The following is a 16,874-nucleotide window of genomic DNA, read 5'->3' as shown; positions in this document are numbered from 1 at the left end:
GACCCTCAACGTTCGAGAAGAGAGGTGCAGCCGCTGCGGGCCTCCCCGAGGGTGCGGCGGCGTTGTCCGGCCGCCCCGGATGATGGTTCACGGATGAGCAGGCCGGTCATCGGAGTTCAGTGCACGGGCGCGGCATCCCGCGTCAAAGTCAGCTGGACCAAGTTGAAGGTAGGAGTAGCCCGGTCGGCACTGGCGCTTCCCCGGGCGGGACCAGGCCAGACGGTGCTGTACCGGTGGCGCGAGTGAGGTCGACCGTGCCGCCGTCGAACCGCGCTTCGTTGAAGTCGACCGCGCTGCCGGAGAACGTCGACCTGCCGAAGTAGACGCTGCCGCCGGAGAACGTCGCCCCGTCGAAGCCGACGCTGCCGCCGGAGAATGCTGACCCCAAGAAGGTGACCGTGCTCCCGGAGAACGTCGCCTTCGAGAAGGTGACCGTGCCGCCGGAGAACGTCGACGCGCGGCACGCTGCCGCCCCACGCAATCTCTTCAACCGCATGCTCGGACAGATGTTCCACTGCCTCCAGCGACGCGAACTGTTCGATGAGAACACCGCATTCCCAACTGCCTTGGCCGCTGCGGCTTGACGACTTGGGGTCGTGAGGTGTCCATGTGGTCACAGCACTAGCCAGGGACAACTTGTCCGCGGTTAGAACTACCCTTCATCCGGTTCCCGGTTCGCGTCAAGATTGTCCTGTCGAACAGGGGAGGTCGGACGATGGACCGGGCGTTGCTGGCGGATTTTCTCCGAGCGCGTCGTGAGGCGTTGCAGCCGGAGGATGTCGGGCTTCCCCGCGGGCAGCGGCGCCGCACCGGCGGGCTGCGGCGCGAGGAGGTGGCGGCGCTGGCCGGGATGTCGGCCGACTACTACAGCCGAATCGAGCAGCAGCGAGGTCCGGCGCCGTCGGTCCGGATGCTCGTCGCGCTCGCCCGGGCGCTGCGTCTCAACCAGAGCGAGCGTGACCACCTCTTCATCCTGGGCGGGAACCCGGCACCGCGGCGGATCCTGCGGGACGATTACGTCGGTCCCACGATGATGCGGATCGTCGCCGGCCTCTCGGACGTGCCCGCGATCGTGCTGTCACGGCTCGGCGAGGCGTTGCTGCAGACGCGCCCGGCGGTCGCTCTGCTCGGTGACTACACCCAGTACTCGGGCATGTCCCGTTACCTGGTCTACCGCTGGTTCACCGGTGATCCGCGGGTCCGTGGCCTGTACCCCGTCGAGGACCATCCGATACGGGGCAGGGTCTTTGCCGCGGAGATCCGGGAGGCGTACACGGCGGATCCCACAGGGAGGGCCGGCGAGATCGTCGCGGCGCTGCTGGAGGTCAGTTCCGAGTTCGCGAACATCTGGCGGTTGCACGAGGTGGGAGTGACCCATCATCACGACCTCAAGCGTTACCTGCACCCCGAGTTGGGGGAGCTGGAGCTGTACGCCGAGATGCTGTTGGATCCGGAGCAGTGTCAGACGTTGCTGGTGTTCACCGCCGTGCCCGGTTCCCCGAGCCACGGCAAGCTTCAGCTCCTGACCGCCGTCTAGCCGCTGTCGTCCCTCACACACCTGAAGGCACTGTCTCGAAGCCGAGGCGTGCCCGGGTCTCACGATGGTTCAAATTCGAAGCATCTTCTCTGTCATGAAAGGTGGCATTTGTCATGAAAGCAGTGCGTTTCCATGAGTACGGTACTCCGGACGTCTTGCGTTACGAGGACGTGGAGCAGCCGGTCCCCGCGGCCGGGGAGGTCCGGATCCGGGTGGCCGCGACGTCGTTCAACCCGGTAGACGGCAACATCCGCGCGGGCTTCATGCAGGGCCCCATCCCGGTGACCCTGCCGCACACCCCCGGCATCGACGTCGCGGGCACGGTCGACGCGCTGGGCGAGGGCGCGGACAGGGTCAGGGCGGGTGACCAGGTTGTCGGCTTCCTGCCGATGACCGGTGCCGGCGCGGCGGCGGAGTACGTGCTCGCACCGGCCGGCCTGCTGACGGCGGCGCCCGCGAGCATCCCGCTGGCCGATGCGGGCGGGCTGCCGCTGGTCGGGCTCACCGCCTGGCAGGCCCTCTTCGACCACGCCGAGCTGACTGCCGGCCAGCGCGTGCTGATCAACGGTGCGGGCGGCGCGGTCGGCGGCTACGCCGTCCAGCTGGCCAAGCACGCCGGCGCACACGTGATCGCCACGGCCGGGCCGCGCAGCAGCGAACGCGTCAGGACGGCGGGTGCCGATGAGGTGTTCGGCCACGGGGTCCCCGAGCTGCCCGCGCTGGTCGACGTCGTGCTCAATCTCGCGCCGGTCGATCCGATGCAATTGGCCGCGCTGACCTCAGTGGTCCGCGACGGCGGCATCGTGGTGAACACGACGGTGTGGATGCCCGCGCCTTCCGACGAGGAACGCGGCGTGCGCGGCGTCAACCTCTTCGTCAACAGCGACGCCGCGCAGCTGGCGAGGCTGGTGACGCTGGTCGACTCCGGAGCGCTGCACGTCGACGTCGCTCGACGGGTGCCGCTGGCCGAGCTGCCGGCGCTGCACGCGGAAGCCGCAGAAGGCGCGCTCTCCGGCAAGGTCCTCGTCCTTCCCTCCGCCGCCTTGCTCACCTAGGCGACCTTCTCCGGCACGGCGATCGCGTCGCGTCTCCCTACAAGCGGTCGAGCCATCGCGGGGAGCTGCGCTCTGCCAGACCTGGCAGAGCGCAGCCCCACCAAATTCATGCCGGCCACAGCCGAATCCTGGCCTGGGGCTCCACACTGGCCAACCCCGACCTGCCCCACCGCATCCGCACGGGTGCGCCCCTCAACGAGCCCGACCCGGCCGCCTTCTACGGCGGCGACCACCGCGGCTGCACCGACTACCCGGCCCTCACCACCACCACTGCGAGCTGAACCATGACCACTCTCCTCATCAAGCCCGACGACAAGACCGTCACCATCACCGTCCAGCAGCGAACCCTCAGGGCACCCCAGGACGCCTTCGGCATCCTGGCCCCCATCGACCTTCCCACCGTCTTCCGCGCGGTCTTCCCGTTTCCCGGGATCAGCGGTGTGAAGAACCAGACCGGGGCCTGGGACCACGCTGGCCCCCGAAGGAACCCGCAGTTCGACGACGGCTCCCAGGCCGACGAAGAACTCACCGAATACACGCCCGGATCCAGCTTCGCCTACCAGCTGACCAACTTCACCAACATCCTCTCCCGCCTCGCGGCCGGAGTTCGGGGCGAGTTCAACGTCAACCCCGACGGCGACGGCGCACTCATCCGCTGGACCTACGAGTTCAAGCCGCTGCCCGGTCGGCGCTGGATCCTCGCCGGCCCCTTCGCCCCGCTCTGGCGCCGCTACATGGCCGCCGCCCTCGACCGGTGCGTCCACGTCATCGAAACGGAGAAGAACAGCGAGCCGGTGCCACCCCGGGTCAGCTGACGGCCCGAAGCAGCACGACAATGCCGCCGGTGGGTCCGGTTCCGTTCGTCTCCAGGAAGCCACCGTTGTCGCCGTAGGTGTTCCACAGGTGGATCACGTCGCCGGGCCGGACATGCCGGTCACCGGGGCTGGACGCCTGGGCGAAGAGGCGCCGGGGGCCGGTTGCGGGGGAGCGGTCCGTGTCCTTGGACGTCAGGACGTAAACGCCAAGCTCAGGCTCCGGCGCACAGCGTCCGCGCCGCCCAGGCCGATCTCCTCGACGCGCTGCCCGGCGCCCGCCCCCCGACCTTGACGAGCTGCGGGGCCGGGGAGTGCTCGGAGCGCCGACGGAGGGGCCCCGGGGCCCGCGCCGTGTTCTTGGAGTCGGCGGCCGCCCGGTCGACGACCCGTCCACCTCGCTCGGCTGACGCATCCTCAGCGCCGGCCGCCGAAGGACCGAGAGGGTCAGTGCGGCGTCACAGTTATGCGGGCGCGGCAGGTGGAGTGCCCGCCATGTACCTCGGACCCGAACCGCGCTTGACCGGTCTGGCGCCGGGCCGCTACGCACCTGGTTGACGCCGGGGCTCACCTCGTCGGACTGCTCGACGACAACCGATGCCCACTCGGCAGGCCACCGAGTTTCCCGGTTCCAGAGTGCTCCTTGTCCGGTTCGGCGTTCAATCCGGCGCCGTCGGGCCGGTGGCGGGCTCCGAAGGCCAAGACCGCGGCCTTGACGGCATCTCCGACGATGTCGTCGGGGGCGGGGCTTCTTCTGACCGGTTCCGTCGACCAGTACGTCGTCGTCCTCGACGCGATGGTTGATCGTCCTGGCAGTTTGCGTGATCGTTTCCGGTCTTCCGATTGGGCAAGGTGGGGGATGACTGGGCGCTCGGCCCAGAACCAAAACGATGCTCAGTCGACTCGCGACCTGCGCCGACGGACGGCGCGGTCGAAGTGGAATGGGGAGCTGGCGCGGCCGAGCGCGCACCGGCCCGTCATCACCCTCCCTGTTGCCCTTCCTCCCGAGTGAGCCGCAGGGTTGTGGCCGCGGCTGCCGCTGACACCATCTGCTCGACGGACGCGCTTCCGTAGCGGCCGTATTTGGTGCGATACGCGGTATCGACGCCCGCGCGCAACTCGGCTGTGCCTTCGCCGATGTCCTCGACAGTGACGTTGACTTCCACGCCGGGGACACGGATACGGGCCCGGCGCGACTCCCGTACGTGACCGAACCAACCGCTTTCGTGTCTGTACCAGGTCCGCACGTACACCTGCTCACCGACGCACACGACCCAGATCGGCACCCAGTGCCGCAGGGTCTCGTCGGCACGCCTGCCGGCGATCTGCAGCTCGCCGGCCGTACCGATGTTGTCCAGCTCTTCCAGAGACCAACTGCCAGTCATGATCGGTAGTCCTCCTCGGCGGCTTCCTCGCGTGTAATTCGGCTGGCCGGCCGACGTGCTCAGCAGGACGCTGGAGGCGGGCTCGGCGCCGAGCCCGCCTCCAGCCCCGTAGCGGGCGATCATCCTGCACTGCGCGAACGGGTACTACCCGTACGAGTCCGAAGGGGAGGGCAACCAGCCGTACGAGTGGACCGGGGCGCTCGTTCCGTCGACTGTGGCGCTTATCACACATTGCGTATGTTTTGGGTACAGTGGCCTCATGTCCTCGACGCCTGTCCACCGCCGCCAACCGAGCCTGAGCAACCCTCGCGTCCAGCGCACCCGCACCCGCATCCTGACGATCGCGCGTGAGCTGCTGCCCGAGGTCGGGCCGACCGGACTGACCTACGCACTGCTGGCCGAGCGGGCAGACGTCACCCGTCAGACCCTCTACCGGCACTGGCCCAACCGCGCCGCCCTGCTCTTCGACCTGATCCTAGAAGGGCCCGACCTCGGCCCCTATCCCGAACCCGGCAGCGATGTGCGCGCCGTGGCCACCGCCTGGCTGAGGAGTCTGCGCAACGGCAGCAGCGACCCTGCTATCCGTACCGCCGTCCTCGCAGTCACCGCCCAGGCCGACCACGACCCTGACAGCGCCCAGGCGCTCGCCCGCATCATCGAGGACCGGCACGCGGACCTGAACAGACTGCTGGAACCATCCGGTATCCAGATCGGCGACGACGAATTCACGATGCTCTACGGACCCGTGCTCGCCCGGCTCTTCCTCGACCGCGGCCAGGTCACCGACACCTTCGTCGACGCCGTCGTCGCGCAGTGGCTTACCCCCCTCAAATACGCAGGCGCCCTGCCGCGGCCGCACATCCCGACCGGAACCGGATCATGACACGTGGCGCGGGCTGCGCCACCGCACCGCCCAGGGAGCCTGCTTACGGCGAGTAGGTCGCGGCGTGCCGCAGGGTGTGCCGAGTGCGGATCTTCAGTCGGATCGGCGTTGCGGGTCCTCCACGCGAGGTCGGCCTGTCGCGACCGTGGTCTTGACGGAGCAAGCAACTCCGCCGTGGTCGGGGAGTTCCTGATGGCCTATCACCCACCGCGTTGGTGGGTGCTATGCCGCGCCCCATTGATGGGCGAGCGCAGCTGCCTCTCCGCGGGAGCTGACGCCCAGTTTGTCGAAGATCTTGGCGAGGTGAAACTTCACCGTCGACTCGCTGATGTGCAGTTGCTGGGCGATGTCCCGGTTGCGACGCCCGCGGGCCAGCTGTGCCAGCACCTCCAACTCGCGAGCTCCCAGCTCGGTCAGCGGGTCCTGGCGGGGTGTGTCGGGCGGTGTGAGGGGGACTTCGATGGTCACCGTGGTGCCCCAGTCCGGCACCGCGTCCACCTCGAGCCTCCCGCCGAGCGGCGTCAGCCGTTCGATGACCCGGCGTGCGTCGAAGGAACGCCGGGACAGGGCTCCGGGCCCGTCGTCCCGGACGGTGGCGCGCAGGTCGGCGGCGTCTACCTTCCAGCCGACGTGGATCCGGCTGACCTGACGGCCGTGAGATCCGCCCTGATCCTCCAGTGAGGCGTGCACGGCGGCCCGGACCGCGGCGGATGCCGTGTTGACGACATCGCCGGGCAGTATCCGGTCCGCGCCTTCCTCTGCGCCGGGTATGCCGAGGTCCAGCCGTACTCCGCGGGGGCGCAGAATCCGGCGCAGCGAGTCGGTGAGCCGCTCGAAGGCGTCTGAGGCCCGCTCCTCCACCAGCACCTGATCGAGTTCGGCTCGCGAGCGGAGTTCGGACAGAGCGGTGACGGTGAGGTCGATGGCGCGTGTCCGGGCGTCGGTGTCGTCCAGGTCGCGGTCGCGGAGCGTCTGAAGAAGTCCGGTCAGGGCGGCTGCGTGTGTTTCGCCCAGCTCGGAGATGGCCATCGCACGCGCGGCTGCCGCGGCGCGCGACGTGGCCAGTCTCCCGGTGGGGACCACGTCGGTCTGCACGCCTACCCGGTGCGCGGTCAGCAGGTCCCACAGTGCCTGCACGGGCGCCAGCTGCTCCTCGGGTACAGGGGTGTCCTCGGTTCGTAGCAGGACCAGCAGGGCCCCCGGCTCGGAGCGGGCGCTGGTCAACGCCACTATCGGCACCTCGATGCCCGCCATGACGGCCAGGCCCTGCCAGGTTCCGCTCGCGGGCAGCAGCGGCCGCAGTGCGGCCACCTCGGCGATGGTGATGGCCGAGCCGCCGGCCCCGGGGGACTCCCCATGGACCTGGAACGGCGACAGCGGGCACGTGATCAGTTCGGCCAACCCTTTGTGGGGAATCGCGCCGGCCAGAGCACCGGACAGGCGCGGCAGGGTCTCGGGCTTGGGAGCCTCGAGCACCTCGGCTGCGGCGGCTAGATCCATTAGATCCATGTCCACAAGCGTAGCCAGCCCGTCCTGTTATGCCCCTGTCCTTTCGGCTGGCCACAACCGTTCAAAGGGACAGCGGGAGCCAAGCCGCCCCTGCGGAGGATTGGAGGTGTTCTTCACCGTCCGCTTTCGGGGCGGCTTACGCATGCAACGCATTGGGAGTGTCAGACATGAAGGCAGTGATTTACAAGGAGTACGGCGGCTCCGAGGTGCTGCGGGTTGCCGAGATCGAGGAGCCGCACGCGGGCCCGGGTCAGGTCCGGCTGAAGGTGATGGCCGTCGGCGTCAACCCCATCGACTACAAGATCCGCTACGGATGGCTGCATCAGATGTTCCCCATGACCTTCCCCACTGTGCCGGGCGGGGAAGTGGCCGGCATCGTGGACGAGGTCGGCGAAGGCGTGGCCGGCGTATTGGTCGGAGACGAGGTGATGGGCTTCACCGTCGCCGGCGCTGATGCCTCCTATGCCGGCGTCACCGGCGCATACGCCCAGTACGCCCTTGCCATGGCCGCAGACGTCGCGCCCAAGCCGGCCGGCCTCAGCTGGGAGCTGGCCGCGGCGCTGCCCGTCGCCGTCGAGACTTCCGACCGCGTGTTGGGCCTCCTCAAGGTGACGGCCGGCGAGACGCTGCTGCTGCACGGGGCCGCCGGCGTCGTGGGCTCTGTCGGCGTCCAGCTCGCGGTGAGCCGTGGTGCCACCGTCATCGGCACTGCGTCCGAGGCCAACCACGACTACCTGCGCTCCCTCGGAGCTGTCCCCGTCACCTACGGCGATGGTGTCGTCGAGCGGGTCCGCGCCGCCGCTCCGCAGGGCATCGACGCCGTGTACGACGCCGGTCACGATGCCCTGGACATTTCCATGGAACTGCGCGGTGGCACCACCGACCGCATTGTCACCATCCACGACATCCGGGCCTTGGAACTGGGGATCACCATGTCCACCGGTCCCAGGCAGCAGCAGTTCGCGCCGGAGCTCGCCGAGTACGCCCGCATGGCCGCTGACGGCCAGCTGAACGTGCGCATCGACCGGAGCCTCCCGCTCGCCGAGGCCGCCCGGGCCCTGGAGCTGAGCGAAGCCGGCCACCCGCGCGGCAAGCTGGTACTTCTCCCGTGAGGCACGGCCGCAACGTCTGACAGGCGCCACCGGGCTCGCGGAGCAAGCCCGGGTCCCGGACGGGCGGCTGCAAGGTCGCCCGCCTGTCGGACGTAGCGAGCCAGGTCGGCACAGCCTGCTCCGAGCGGGCCCGGCCGGAGCCGGTCTTCAGGACGGTGCTGGAGCATCGGGTGACTTAGGGCCGCTGCCCATGCTGAATCAGACCTCGTGCGGGCAGGGGGTTACAGGGGCCTCCGGTGGGGAATCAGCTCCCATCGCTCGTTGGGCTGCCGGGGAAGCCTCGGAGCTAGTAATCCCCGTGAGGGACGGCTCCCGTGCACCGCAGGGCGCCGAGCCACTGGGCAACGACGGAATCGATGAATTCGTCGGTGATCGGGCCGCGGTCGAGCAGGAGCCGGGCGAGCACGGGTCCGTAGAGCAGGGTGTACTCGTCGGCGTCGATCTGTACGCCGGAGGGCTTGATGACATCGTTCAGGGCCGCGCGGCGGTCCCCTCCGATGCGGGCGAGCGCCTGGGCGCTGTCGGGGTGGTGTTCGGCCTGGGCAAGGACGGCCAGCAGTGCGGTGCGCATCGCCGGGATGGTGGCGCCGGCGCGCAGGCTCCTCAGCCAAGCGGTGACGGCCGCCCGGACGTCGCTGCTCGGCTCGGGATAGTCGCCGATCTCGGGACCGTCGAGCATGAGGTCGAAGAGCAGGGCGGTGCGGTTGGGCCAGTGCCGGTAGAGGGTCTGACGGGTGACGTCTGCCCGCTCGGCCAGCAGTGCGTAGGTCAGTCCGGTCGGCCCGACCTCGGGCAGCAGCTCACGCGCGATCGTCAGGATGCGGGTGCGGGTGCGCTGGACGCGAGGGTTGCTCAGGCTCGGTTGGCGGCGGTGGGCAGGCGTCGAGGACACGGTTCAAGGCTAGCCGGTCTCATACGTGGTGTGTGAGGGGTGTCTCAGCCCTTTGTGAATCATACGTGCCGTGTGATAAACCGGAGTCAATCACACACCGCGAATGATTCGGGTGTGGGGATTGGATCCCCTTCGTTCCAGGAGCTTCTGTTGTCTGCTGCGATCACCTTCTCCGAGTACGGCGCGCCCGGCGTGCTGACCCTGTCCGACGTCCCCGTCCCGCAGCCGGGTCCGGGCCAGGTCCGTGTCCGGGTCCGAGCCACCGCCGTCAATCCCATCGACCTCAAGCTGCGTTCCGGCGAACTGGCCGGGATCATGCCGCTGGAGTTCCCGTTCACCCCCGGCCAGGACGTCGCCGGGGTGGTCGACGAGGCGGGCGAGGGCGCCGGCTTCGCGCCCGGTGACGAGGTCTTCGGCTCGGCGCACAGTGGCGGCTACAGCGAGTACGTCCTGCTGGACGAGGCGTTCGCCAAGCCCGCGCAACTGTCGTTCGAGACCGTGGCGGCCATGATCACGGTCGGTGAGACCGCCTACCGGGCGCTGGAGCACCTCCATGTCTCGCCCGGGCAGACCCTGCTGGTCCACGGTGCGGGCGGCGCCGTCGGCGCCGTCGCCGTGCAGCTGGCGGTGGCCCGCGGCCTCACCGTCATCGGCACCGCCGGCGAGCACGACTTCGACCGGGTCGGCAAGCTCGGGGCCACGCCGGTCCGCTACGGCGAGGGCTGGGCGCAGCGGGTCCGGGACGCCGAGCCGGGGAGGGTGGACCGTGTGCTCGACACTGCAGGCGCGGGTGTCCTGACAGAGTCCATCGCCCTGACCGGTATCCCCGAGCGGGTCATCACCATCGCCGACCTGACCTTCGCCGAGCACGGGGTGCGCTTCACCGGACTCGACCCCGCCGACCGGTTCCCGCAGGCTCTGCCCCTGCTGGCCGATCTCGTCGCCCGAGGCGAACTCGAGGTGCCGGTGTGGCGGACCTTCCCCCTCGCCCAGGCCGCGCAGGCGCACGCCGAGATCGAGGCCCGCCACAACAAGGGCAAGGTCGTCCTCCTGCCCTGACCCGGCAGTCCCCTCAGTCACCCCCCGAACCCCCCGGGGAGAGATCAATTTCTCCCGCAAGCACAGGAAAGTGAACCCGTCATGAGCACCAAGACCGCGATACCCGTCGCCGACCTTCTCCGGATCGTCCAGGAGTACTACGACTCCGTCGACTCCCGCGACGCTGTCCGTGTCGCCGACAACTACCTTGTCGCGCCGGACACGACGCTGCAGTTCAACGCCGACGACCCCATCGTGACCGTCGAGGCCATCAAGGACTTCTCGGCGCAGCTGTTCCAGATCGCCTCCGTCAAGCACACGATGATCGAGGTCTGGAACACCCCGCTGATGGGTGACGTCGTGCCGGTGGACTTGGCGCCTGCCCGGTCCGCCTCCACCGTGACCGTCGTCTCCACCGCCCTGCCGACCTTCTCCGTCGACACCGGCTCGGCGGTGACACACATCGCGGTCCCGGCGACCTCGATCTTCACCATCGACATCGCATCGCAGAAGTTCGTCTCCGTCCACAACATGTTCGACCTTGCCAAGGTCTACGCCGCCGTCGGCAACTGAACCGACACACACCGACACACCAAACGCGGGTGCCAGCGGACCGAACGGACACCGCTGACACCCGCTTCCCGCTCGTGCGACGAGGTGTGGCTCCGCGTGTCACGACAGAAGTGCGACGCATATACCCACCTCGACTGGCGCCGTGTGTTCACGATCGGCTCGGCCCTCGCCACGGTCTCTGCGAGATCCTCCGGGGCACGCGATCTGGCGCAGGTCGAACCGACGAGCCGCGCACCGCGGCCAGCATCCCCGGCATCGGCTCCCGCCATGCCCAGGTCCTGCGCGGCTACGGCGTGCACTGTGTCGGCCTGCTCGCCGCGATCCCGTCGGCCAGCGTGCAGCGCCTGTTGGGCGGCCGGGCCGGCCGCCAGGTGGCCGACCGGGCCCGCGGCATCGACCCCCGCCCCGTCACCCCGCGCGCCCTGCCCGCCTCCGCGAGCGTGAGCCGCACCTTCCCCCGCCACACCCTGGACGGCGTCGCCGTCCGCGCGGCCCTGCTCGACCTGGTCGTCACCCTCGCCCTCCAGCTCCGTGGTCGGGGCCAGGCGGCCCGCGGCGTGACCCTGGCCCGGCGCTTCGCCGGAGGCACCACGTGGGAGAAGACCCGCCGGCTCCGGGAGGCCTCCGCACATGACGACGACCTGCGCACGCCGGCCTACCGGCTGATCGATGCGGCAGGACTCCAGCGCGGCCGCCTCACCGGAATCACGCTGAAAGGCGGGGACCTGGTCGCCGCCGATCAGGTTGCCGAACAGATCAGCTTCGACGGTACGCGCGAGGCCCGGCTGGTCGCCGAAGAAGTCGGCGACCGCATCCGCGCCAAGTTCGGGCCCGGCGCGATCCGCCCCGCCACCACACTCCTGCGCGTCTCCTGACCCGTCCCCGATCGCCCGCTACGGCCGTGTCGATCTTTTATGCATCGATGAACTCGGCTACATGGAGCTTGACCGCAGGGGCGCTGAACTGCTGTTTCAGGTTCTGACGGAGCGCGAGGAGAAGAACAGCGTCGCCATCGCTTCGAACGAAAGTTTCAGCGGTGAAGTTCACCGATCCGCGGCTCTGCGCCGCCATCGTCGACCGGCTGACCTTCAACGGCGCCATCATCCAGACCGGCACCGAGTCCTTCCGCCTCGCCCACACCAAAGCCCAGGCCGAACGGGCTGACGCGAGCTGACGCAACGTTCAGAACACGTTGATCGCAGCTGGTGCCCGCTCCGCGCGAGTCAGGGCACGTAGCAGTGCCGCTTGGCCGTGGCGCCGAATGGCAAGCCCGGTCAGCAGCGCAACCACGGGATCGAGGGCCGCGCCGGGAAGCTCCGGCACGTTGAGGCCCACGCTGACCGCCAGGTCATCCATATGCACAGCGAGCTCGACCAGTCGGGTCACGAGGAAATCGTCCAGGCTCAGCGCCCACCCTGTTTGCGGCATGAACACCACCCAGTCGCCATGCACCTCCTCAAGGCCGGACCGCTGCTGGTCGAGCGCGGCATGGACCCGCTCGACCAGCAGCCGCACGCCTTCGGACGAGATGCCGTCGCCCTTCGCTCGAATCCCAGAGCTGACTTCGCCGTCGAGCGGCGCATCAATCCACACGGCTCGCGCATAGTGTTCCAGCACTGGGATGGGTTCCTGCTCAGAGGCGGGTCCCTCCAGCGCCGGATCCACGCTGAAGATCTGATACGCGAGGTGGCCGGCCAGACCGCCGACGGTCCACTGCGCCAACGCGCTGGGTTTCTCCCACGAAGCGGCCACTTCCGGTGAGTTCAGCAACGCTGCGGCCTGCGCGGCGGTCTCCAAGTAGGCGTTCCTCAGACTCACAAGCCCCCCGTGATCCGTCCGGAAGCCCAACATTACGCAGTACCGCCGAGGGGGAAGCGAGATGCCACACGACCTCCACGCAGCGCACTCGCTTCGAGAGGGCATAACTGATCAAATACCCCGCATGGCGACACGCGGATGGGCCGAGCGACATCAAAAGTCGCTGACATTGATCAAGTCGACGTCTCCCTGGGTGACTCCCGAGGTCACCAACAAACGACTCCCGAAGAAGCCAGTCGTGCCAGAACCCGAGTACTGAAGTCAGTTGATCACAGGTCTGGGAGGCACCCAGATCTACGGCCTGGTCATGTTCACGAGTTTCAACGTCACTGGGGTACTTGCGCGGGCAGCAGTGGGGGCTCCCGCTGAAGGGGGCCCTGGCCGATGCCGGAGTACGCGTGCTGGTGTGCGTCCTCGGCGGGCTACGGCACCGAATCTGGCGGCCTCGGCGGCATGTATCAGGTGGTCGAGGCGATTGCTCGGGTGACGGCAGTGATCTCCGGGGTGGGGCGGCCGGGGAGCCGAGCCACGAGAACCCGGCGGATCTCGGGAGGTGCGCCTTCGACGTGCAGCAGGCTCACCCCGGGCGGCAGCACCGGCGAGAGCCGCGAGGGCACCGTTGTCACCCCGAAGCCACCGGCGACCAGTCGGAGCTTCGTCAGCCAGTCGCGCGCGGAGTGGATGATGCGTGGCCGTCCGGGCAGACCGGGCCAGACGCCGAGCAGTGGCTCGTCGTTCGACGCCGGGGTGACGATCCACGGGGCGTCGACCAGTTCGTCAACGTGGACCTCCGTACGGCCGGCGAACTCTCCGGTCGAAGGTACCGCCACGACCAGCTCGGTGTCCGCAACGGTCTCGACGTGCAGGCGCGGCGACTCGCCGTCCAAAGGCCGGTAGGGCGGGCGGGACGTCAGTACGGCGAGGTCGATCGAGCCCGCGCGCAGTGCCCGGATCAGGGAGGGCGTGGTGCCCTCGGTGGTCGTGACCGTGATCTGCGGGTCGGTCGCCGCGAGGCGGGTGAGTGAGGAAGGCAGGATGGCCGCGCCCGCGCTCAGGAACAGCCCGAGCCGCACCAGTTCGGTCTGCGGGACGGTGTCGTTGAGGTCGCGCTCGGCCGCCGTCAGGCAGTCCAGGATCGTGCGAGCGTGGCGCAGCAGAGTCAGACCCGCGGGGGTGAGCCGCACTCCGTCGGGGCGGCGTTCGAACAGGGCGATGCCCGCGCTTCGTTCGAGGGAGGCGGCCTGGCGTGAGACCGCCGACTGGGTGTAGCCGAGCCGGGTGGCTGCTGCGGTGAAGCTGCCGGACTCCGCGATCTGCCGCAGGACCCGCAGCCCTGTGCTGGAGATGTTCATGCGGCATACGCATACCACCGATGCTTGATCATCGCTTCCCGCATGTCCGCCGGGCTCCTAGTGTCGATCCCGTCGAACACGGACGAACACGGAGGTCATCACGTGCGAGCAGCAGTTCTGACGCAGTTCGGCGCCCCGCTCACGGTGCGGGAGGTGCCCGACCCCCAGGCCGGCGGCGGCGAGGTGGTGGTCGAGGTCCTCGCCGCCAGCGTGGCGCCCTACGCGGCCGAGGTCTTCGGCGGCAAGCGGAACTACCCCCTGGTCCCTCCCGTCGTGCCCGGCATCGGCGGCGTGGGACTGGTCGTCCACGTGGGCCCGGACGCCACCCGGCTGCGTCCCGGTGACCTGGTGTGGTGCGACTCGACGGTGCGCTCGCGGGACGACGCCCTGACGCCCGACATCACGCTCCAGGGCTGGAGCTCCCGCGGTGAGGGCGGCGCGCGCCTCGCCCGGCACCTGCACGACGGATCGTTCGCCGAGCTCATGCGGGTTCCGACGGAGAACGTCTTCCCGCTCCCCGCAGCGGCGGGGGACGACCCGGCCCGCTGGGCCGCGCTCGGCGTTCACGTCATCCCTTACGGCGGGCTGCTGGCCGGCGGGCTCGCAGCCGGTGAGACGCTGCTCGTCAACGGGGCCACCGGCAACCTCGGCAGCAGTGCGGTCGCGGTCGCGCTCGCCATGGGGGCGGGCCGCGTGGTCGCCCCAGGCCGCAACCAGGCCGCGCTCGACCTCCTCGCTGACCGGTTCGGTCCGCTCGTGCGCCCAGTCCCGCTCACCGGGGACGAGGCCGGCGACCGCGCGGCGATGTCCGCGGCGGCCGACGGCCCGATCGACATGGTGATCGACCTGCTACCGCCGAGCGCACCCAGCTCGGCAGCGCGCACGGCAGCCATGACCGTGCGCGAATACGGCCGAGTCGTCCTCATGGGCGGCGTCGGCATGCTCGGTGGCGACGACCTCGCACTCCCGTACCCATGGATCATGCGCAACTCGGTCACCGTGCGCGGCCAGTGGATGTACCCGCGTACAGCGAACGTCGGCATCATCCGGCTCCTTGCCTCCGGCCGCCTTGACCTCGCCCCCGAACGGGTCCGGTCGTTCGGCCTCAACGCCGTCAACGACGCCGTCACCTACGCCGCCTCACATGGTGGCCCGTTCGACCGCACCGCCCTCACCCCACCGGCTCACTGAGAAGACCGACTGATCCCCACATGTCAGCACCACGCCCCGCCATGCTGCTGCTATTTCTCGTGAACAACCACGAGTCTCAAGATCACCGACTGCTGCCCGAACGGACGAACAATCGCTGCTATGTGAAACGAACGAAGCCACTCCTGCGCACCAGCAACTGAGGTACGTCGACTTGAGCTGAAATTCGAACACGTGCGCTAATGGAGTGATGGAGTCCGCGCCCTTCCCTCACGACCTGGTCCAGCTCCAAAGAGCCTGGAACCGCACCTACGACGCTCTCGCCGCGCCTCGCCCCGTGGCGAACACGGTGCTCCGTCGCCGTCTGCTGATGCTGTCGGCTCGTCTTTGGTGGCATCCGTTCTGGTCGGGGTCCGGCCGGATGCGAGCAGCACGCATGGAACTGCGCAGCCAGGCCCGCGCCCTGGATGCGCAGCGGTGAACCGGCATCCTGCCCATCTGGCCGTGCGGGAGGAGCAGATCCTGGCCTGCATCCGGCGGTCGATCGAGGAACACGGCGAGGGCCTGACGGTCCGGGAGGTCGGCCGGTTGGTAGGGCTGCGCAGCCCTGATTCGGTTGTCTATCACCTGTGCAATCTGGAGGAGCGCGGTGCGCTGGCCGTGACGGGAGGGGATGGCGTACCTGCCGTCTGGCCGTCCGACCGGCGAGGTTTGCCCGTCAGCCTGCTCTGAGGCCCGGGCCCTCGACCGCCTCCAGACCGGCGGCCCCCGCGATGCGGTGTGGTGGCGGTGCGGACACGGCCAGTGGGAAACCCTCCCCGACGCCCTCGCCAACCCCGCCGACCACGACGCCTGGTACGCCCGCGACGAGCAACGCTGCCGCGACGAAGGACGTGAGAGGCAACACCAGGAGTGGACGCGGAGAGGGAACGCTGGAGTCAGGAACCTGACCCGGATCCCGAGCCGGCCCCCGAGGCCGCGCCGTGTGAACGGTGCGGCGGTCTGATCACTGGCCTGCTCGGCTACGACCTCGTGGTCGCCCCGCCGGAGGACGGCCGGCACTGTCCCCACTGCCGCGCCGACCTGCGCCAGCAGTATCCGACGCTGCGCCAGGCGGTCTTCGGACGGTGCTCGCGCAGCAAGTAGCCCGGCCCCGCCAGAGCGTCACGGGACCGGGCTAGCGCTGAGGGTAGGCCGGACAGCACAGCTCGAACACAGCGGGGAGAGGCGGTCTGCCGTCGTCTACGCCGTCCGGAGCGGGTCGGAGTTATGCGGCACCGCGTTGTCCGTGCGGCCGGCGCGGAGGGTTCGTCGCGGGCTTGGCGGCGCTGCGGGGTGGGCTCCGAGGACTCCGCGGGCTCGCAACTCGCCGAGGTCTGGCAGATGGAGGCCGGGCAGTGTGTCGAGAAGGTCGGCCTGGGCGGCGCGGATGCTTTGCGCGGGAGCCTCGGGGCCGGTGCCAAGAGTGCGGCGGGTGGTCACGGTGATCACCGTAAAGGCGGCCCTTGGCCGGAGGATAGCGGGAAGCCCGGCGCCGTACGGTGGGCACATCGCCAGGCTCACGTGAGCAACGAGCCCTCCGGCAGGCGGTTACGGCCCCTGCTACCGGGCTACCGACGGAATTCGCTGACCTGCTGAAACGCGGCCCACAGAGCGTGGGCATCCCGTGAATGGTTGTGGAGTCTCCCAGTGAACCGCGGTACGCCGATGTGTGGTCGGGGCACTTCAGCTGGCCGCTCTGAGCATCGCAGATGGCCGG

General features: G+C 69.3%; 20 protein-coding genes and 1 pseudogene. 14 read left to right on the top strand and 7 right to left on the bottom strand.

What is annotated here, in order from left to right; all coding sequences use genetic code 11:
- Positions 1-148: 148 nt before the first annotated feature.
- Positions 149-388 (bottom strand): pentapeptide repeat-containing protein, encoded by a 240-nt coding sequence (locus ACIRA5_RS38535; protein ID WP_403699023.1) that lies wholly within the window; start codon positions 386-388, stop codon positions 149-151.
- 10 nt (positions 389-398) lie between these two features.
- Between ACIRA5_RS38535 and ACIRA5_RS38530 the strand changes: the two genes are divergently transcribed.
- The 4 genes from ACIRA5_RS38530 (at position 399) to ACIRA5_RS38515 (ending at position 3,407) form a co-directional block, all read left to right on the top strand.
- Positions 399-584, top strand: a complete 186-nt coding sequence (locus tag ACIRA5_RS38530; protein ID WP_403699021.1) for a hypothetical protein — start codon at positions 399-401, stop codon at positions 582-584.
- Positions 585-715: 131 nt separating this feature from the next.
- A complete protein-coding gene (locus ACIRA5_RS38525) occupies positions 716-1,537 on the top strand; it encodes a helix-turn-helix transcriptional regulator (protein WP_403699019.1) in 822 nt (273 codons plus the stop codon).
- Between the two features lie 113 nt (positions 1,538-1,650).
- Positions 1,651-2,592, top strand: coding sequence for an NADP-dependent oxidoreductase (locus ACIRA5_RS38520; protein WP_403699017.1), 942 nt, complete (start codon positions 1,651-1,653; stop codon positions 2,590-2,592).
- A 284-nt stretch (positions 2,593-2,876) separates the two neighbouring features.
- Entirely contained in the window at positions 2,877-3,407 is a 531-nt protein-coding gene (locus ACIRA5_RS38515; protein WP_403699015.1) for an SRPBCC family protein, read from the top strand.
- A 977-nt stretch (positions 3,408-4,384) separates the two neighbouring features.
- Here ACIRA5_RS38515 and ACIRA5_RS38510 read toward each other — a convergent pair.
- Complete coding sequence (locus tag ACIRA5_RS38510) at positions 4,385-4,912, bottom strand: DUF2255 family protein (RefSeq protein ID WP_403699013.1); 528 nt, start codon at positions 4,910-4,912, stop codon at positions 4,385-4,387.
- A 136-nt stretch (positions 4,913-5,048) separates the two neighbouring features.
- On the opposite strand from ACIRA5_RS38510, the gene ACIRA5_RS38505 reads away from it, so the two are divergent.
- Positions 5,049-5,672, top strand: coding sequence for a TetR/AcrR family transcriptional regulator (locus ACIRA5_RS38505; protein WP_403699011.1), 624 nt, complete (start codon positions 5,049-5,051; stop codon positions 5,670-5,672).
- Positions 5,673-5,894: 222 nt separating this feature from the next.
- Here ACIRA5_RS38505 and ACIRA5_RS38500 read toward each other — a convergent pair whose 3' ends face one another.
- Complete coding sequence (locus tag ACIRA5_RS38500; RefSeq protein ID WP_403699009.1) at positions 5,895-7,181, bottom strand: LuxR C-terminal-related transcriptional regulator; 1,287 nt, start codon at positions 7,179-7,181, stop codon at positions 5,895-5,897.
- 167 nt (positions 7,182-7,348) lie between these two features.
- On the opposite strand from ACIRA5_RS38500, the gene ACIRA5_RS38495 reads away from it, so the two are divergent.
- The gene (locus tag ACIRA5_RS38495) at positions 7,349-8,293 is read left to right on the top strand and encodes an NADP-dependent oxidoreductase (protein ID WP_403699007.1); all 945 of its coding nucleotides are present in this window, start codon (positions 7,349-7,351) and stop codon (positions 8,291-8,293) included.
- Positions 8,294-8,579: 286 nt separating this feature from the next.
- Here the strand turns inward: ACIRA5_RS38495 and ACIRA5_RS38490 are convergent, their stop codons facing one another.
- On the bottom strand, positions 8,580-9,185 hold the full coding sequence (locus ACIRA5_RS38490; RefSeq protein ID WP_403699005.1) for a TetR/AcrR family transcriptional regulator: 606 nt from the start codon (positions 9,183-9,185) through the stop codon (positions 8,580-8,582).
- Between the two features lie 150 nt (positions 9,186-9,335).
- Between ACIRA5_RS38490 and ACIRA5_RS38485 the strand changes: the two genes are divergently transcribed.
- The 4 genes and pseudogenes from ACIRA5_RS38485 to ACIRA5_RS38470 form a co-directional block, all read left to right on the top strand.
- Entirely contained in the window at positions 9,336-10,244 is a 909-nt protein-coding gene (locus tag ACIRA5_RS38485) for an NADP-dependent oxidoreductase (RefSeq protein WP_403699003.1), read from the top strand.
- Between the two features lie 81 nt (positions 10,245-10,325).
- On the top strand, positions 10,326-10,796 hold the full coding sequence (locus tag ACIRA5_RS38480) for a hypothetical protein (RefSeq protein WP_403699001.1): 471 nt from the start codon (positions 10,326-10,328) through the stop codon (positions 10,794-10,796).
- Positions 10,797-11,089: 293 nt separating this feature from the next.
- Positions 11,090-11,671: a hypothetical protein gene (locus ACIRA5_RS38475; RefSeq protein WP_403699000.1), complete on the top strand. Its 582-nt coding sequence runs from the start codon at positions 11,090-11,092 to the stop codon at positions 11,669-11,671.
- A gap of 10 nt (positions 11,672-11,681) precedes the next feature.
- A pseudogene (locus tag ACIRA5_RS38470) lies at positions 11,682-11,970 on the top strand (ATP-binding protein); the annotation flags it as partial.
- Positions 11,971-11,978: 8 nt separating this feature from the next.
- Here ACIRA5_RS38470 and ACIRA5_RS38465 read toward each other — a convergent pair.
- Both ACIRA5_RS38465 and ACIRA5_RS38460 read right to left on the bottom strand, forming a co-directional pair.
- Positions 11,979-12,593: a maleylpyruvate isomerase N-terminal domain-containing protein gene (locus tag ACIRA5_RS38465; protein WP_403698999.1), complete on the bottom strand. Its 615-nt coding sequence runs from the start codon at positions 12,591-12,593 to the stop codon at positions 11,979-11,981.
- Positions 12,594-13,072: 479 nt separating this feature from the next.
- Complete coding sequence (locus ACIRA5_RS38460) at positions 13,073-13,966, bottom strand: LysR family transcriptional regulator (RefSeq protein ID WP_403698997.1); 894 nt, start codon at positions 13,964-13,966, stop codon at positions 13,073-13,075.
- 102 nt (positions 13,967-14,068) lie between these two features.
- On the opposite strand from ACIRA5_RS38460, the gene ACIRA5_RS38455 reads away from it, so the two are divergent.
- The 3 genes from ACIRA5_RS38455 (at position 14,069) to ACIRA5_RS38445 (ending at position 15,847) form a co-directional block, all read left to right on the top strand.
- Positions 14,069-15,157 (top strand): alcohol dehydrogenase catalytic domain-containing protein, encoded by a 1,089-nt coding sequence (locus ACIRA5_RS38455; protein ID WP_403698995.1) that lies wholly within the window; start codon positions 14,069-14,071, stop codon positions 15,155-15,157.
- 208 nt (positions 15,158-15,365) lie between these two features.
- Entirely contained in the window at positions 15,366-15,596 is a 231-nt protein-coding gene (locus ACIRA5_RS38450) for a hypothetical protein (protein ID WP_403698993.1), read from the top strand.
- Entirely contained in the window at positions 15,593-15,847 is a 255-nt protein-coding gene (locus ACIRA5_RS38445) for a hypothetical protein (protein ID WP_403698991.1), read from the top strand. Before ACIRA5_RS38450 ends, ACIRA5_RS38445 begins: the two co-directional genes overlap by 4 nt.
- Here the strand turns inward: ACIRA5_RS38445 and ACIRA5_RS38440 are convergent.
- Positions 15,834-16,019 (bottom strand): hypothetical protein, encoded by a 186-nt coding sequence (locus ACIRA5_RS38440; protein WP_403698989.1) that lies wholly within the window; start codon positions 16,017-16,019, stop codon positions 15,834-15,836. The genes ACIRA5_RS38445 and ACIRA5_RS38440 overlap by 14 nt on opposite strands.
- Before the next feature lie 8 nt (positions 16,020-16,027).
- On the opposite strand from ACIRA5_RS38440, the gene ACIRA5_RS38435 reads away from it, so the two are divergent.
- Complete coding sequence (locus tag ACIRA5_RS38435) at positions 16,028-16,261, top strand: hypothetical protein (RefSeq protein ID WP_403698987.1); 234 nt, start codon at positions 16,028-16,030, stop codon at positions 16,259-16,261.
- The last annotated feature ends 613 nt before the right edge of the window (positions 16,262-16,874 follow it).

Source organism: Streptomyces sp. NPDC096311 (assembly GCF_044763085.1).
Lineage (GTDB): Bacteria > Actinomycetota > Actinomycetes > Streptomycetales > Streptomycetaceae > Streptomyces.
This window is presented reverse-complemented; position numbering and strand designations above follow the sequence as displayed.

Bases quoted from the DNA above. Each gene is read 5' to 3' on its own strand.
- ACIRA5_RS38515 (WP_403699015.1), top strand. From the start codon at position 2,877: ATGACCACTCTCCTCATCAAGCCCGACGACAAGACCGTCACCATCACC.
- ACIRA5_RS38500 (WP_403699009.1), bottom strand. From the start codon at position 7,181: ATGGATCTAATGGATCTAGCCGCCGCAGCCGAGGTGCTCGAGGCTCCC.
- ACIRA5_RS38520 (WP_403699017.1), top strand. From the start codon at position 1,651: ATGAAAGCAGTGCGTTTCCATGAGTACGGTACTCCGGACGTCTTGCGT.
- ACIRA5_RS38505 (WP_403699011.1), top strand. From the start codon at position 5,049: ATGTCCTCGACGCCTGTCCACCGCCGCCAACCGAGCCTGAGCAACCCT.
- ACIRA5_RS38480 (WP_403699001.1), top strand. From the start codon at position 10,326: ATGAGCACCAAGACCGCGATACCCGTCGCCGACCTTCTCCGGATCGTC.
- ACIRA5_RS38495 (WP_403699007.1), top strand. From the start codon at position 7,349: ATGAAGGCAGTGATTTACAAGGAGTACGGCGGCTCCGAGGTGCTGCGG.
- ACIRA5_RS38450 (WP_403698993.1), top strand. From the start codon at position 15,366: ATGGAGTCCGCGCCCTTCCCTCACGACCTGGTCCAGCTCCAAAGAGCC.
- ACIRA5_RS38510 (WP_403699013.1), bottom strand. From the start codon at position 4,912: ATGATCGCCCGCTACGGGGCTGGAGGCGGGCTCGGCGCCGAGCCCGCC.
- ACIRA5_RS38525 (WP_403699019.1), top strand. From the start codon at position 716: ATGGACCGGGCGTTGCTGGCGGATTTTCTCCGAGCGCGTCGTGAGGCG.
- ACIRA5_RS38460 (WP_403698997.1), bottom strand. From the start codon at position 13,966: ATGAACATCTCCAGCACAGGGCTGCGGGTCCTGCGGCAGATCGCGGAG.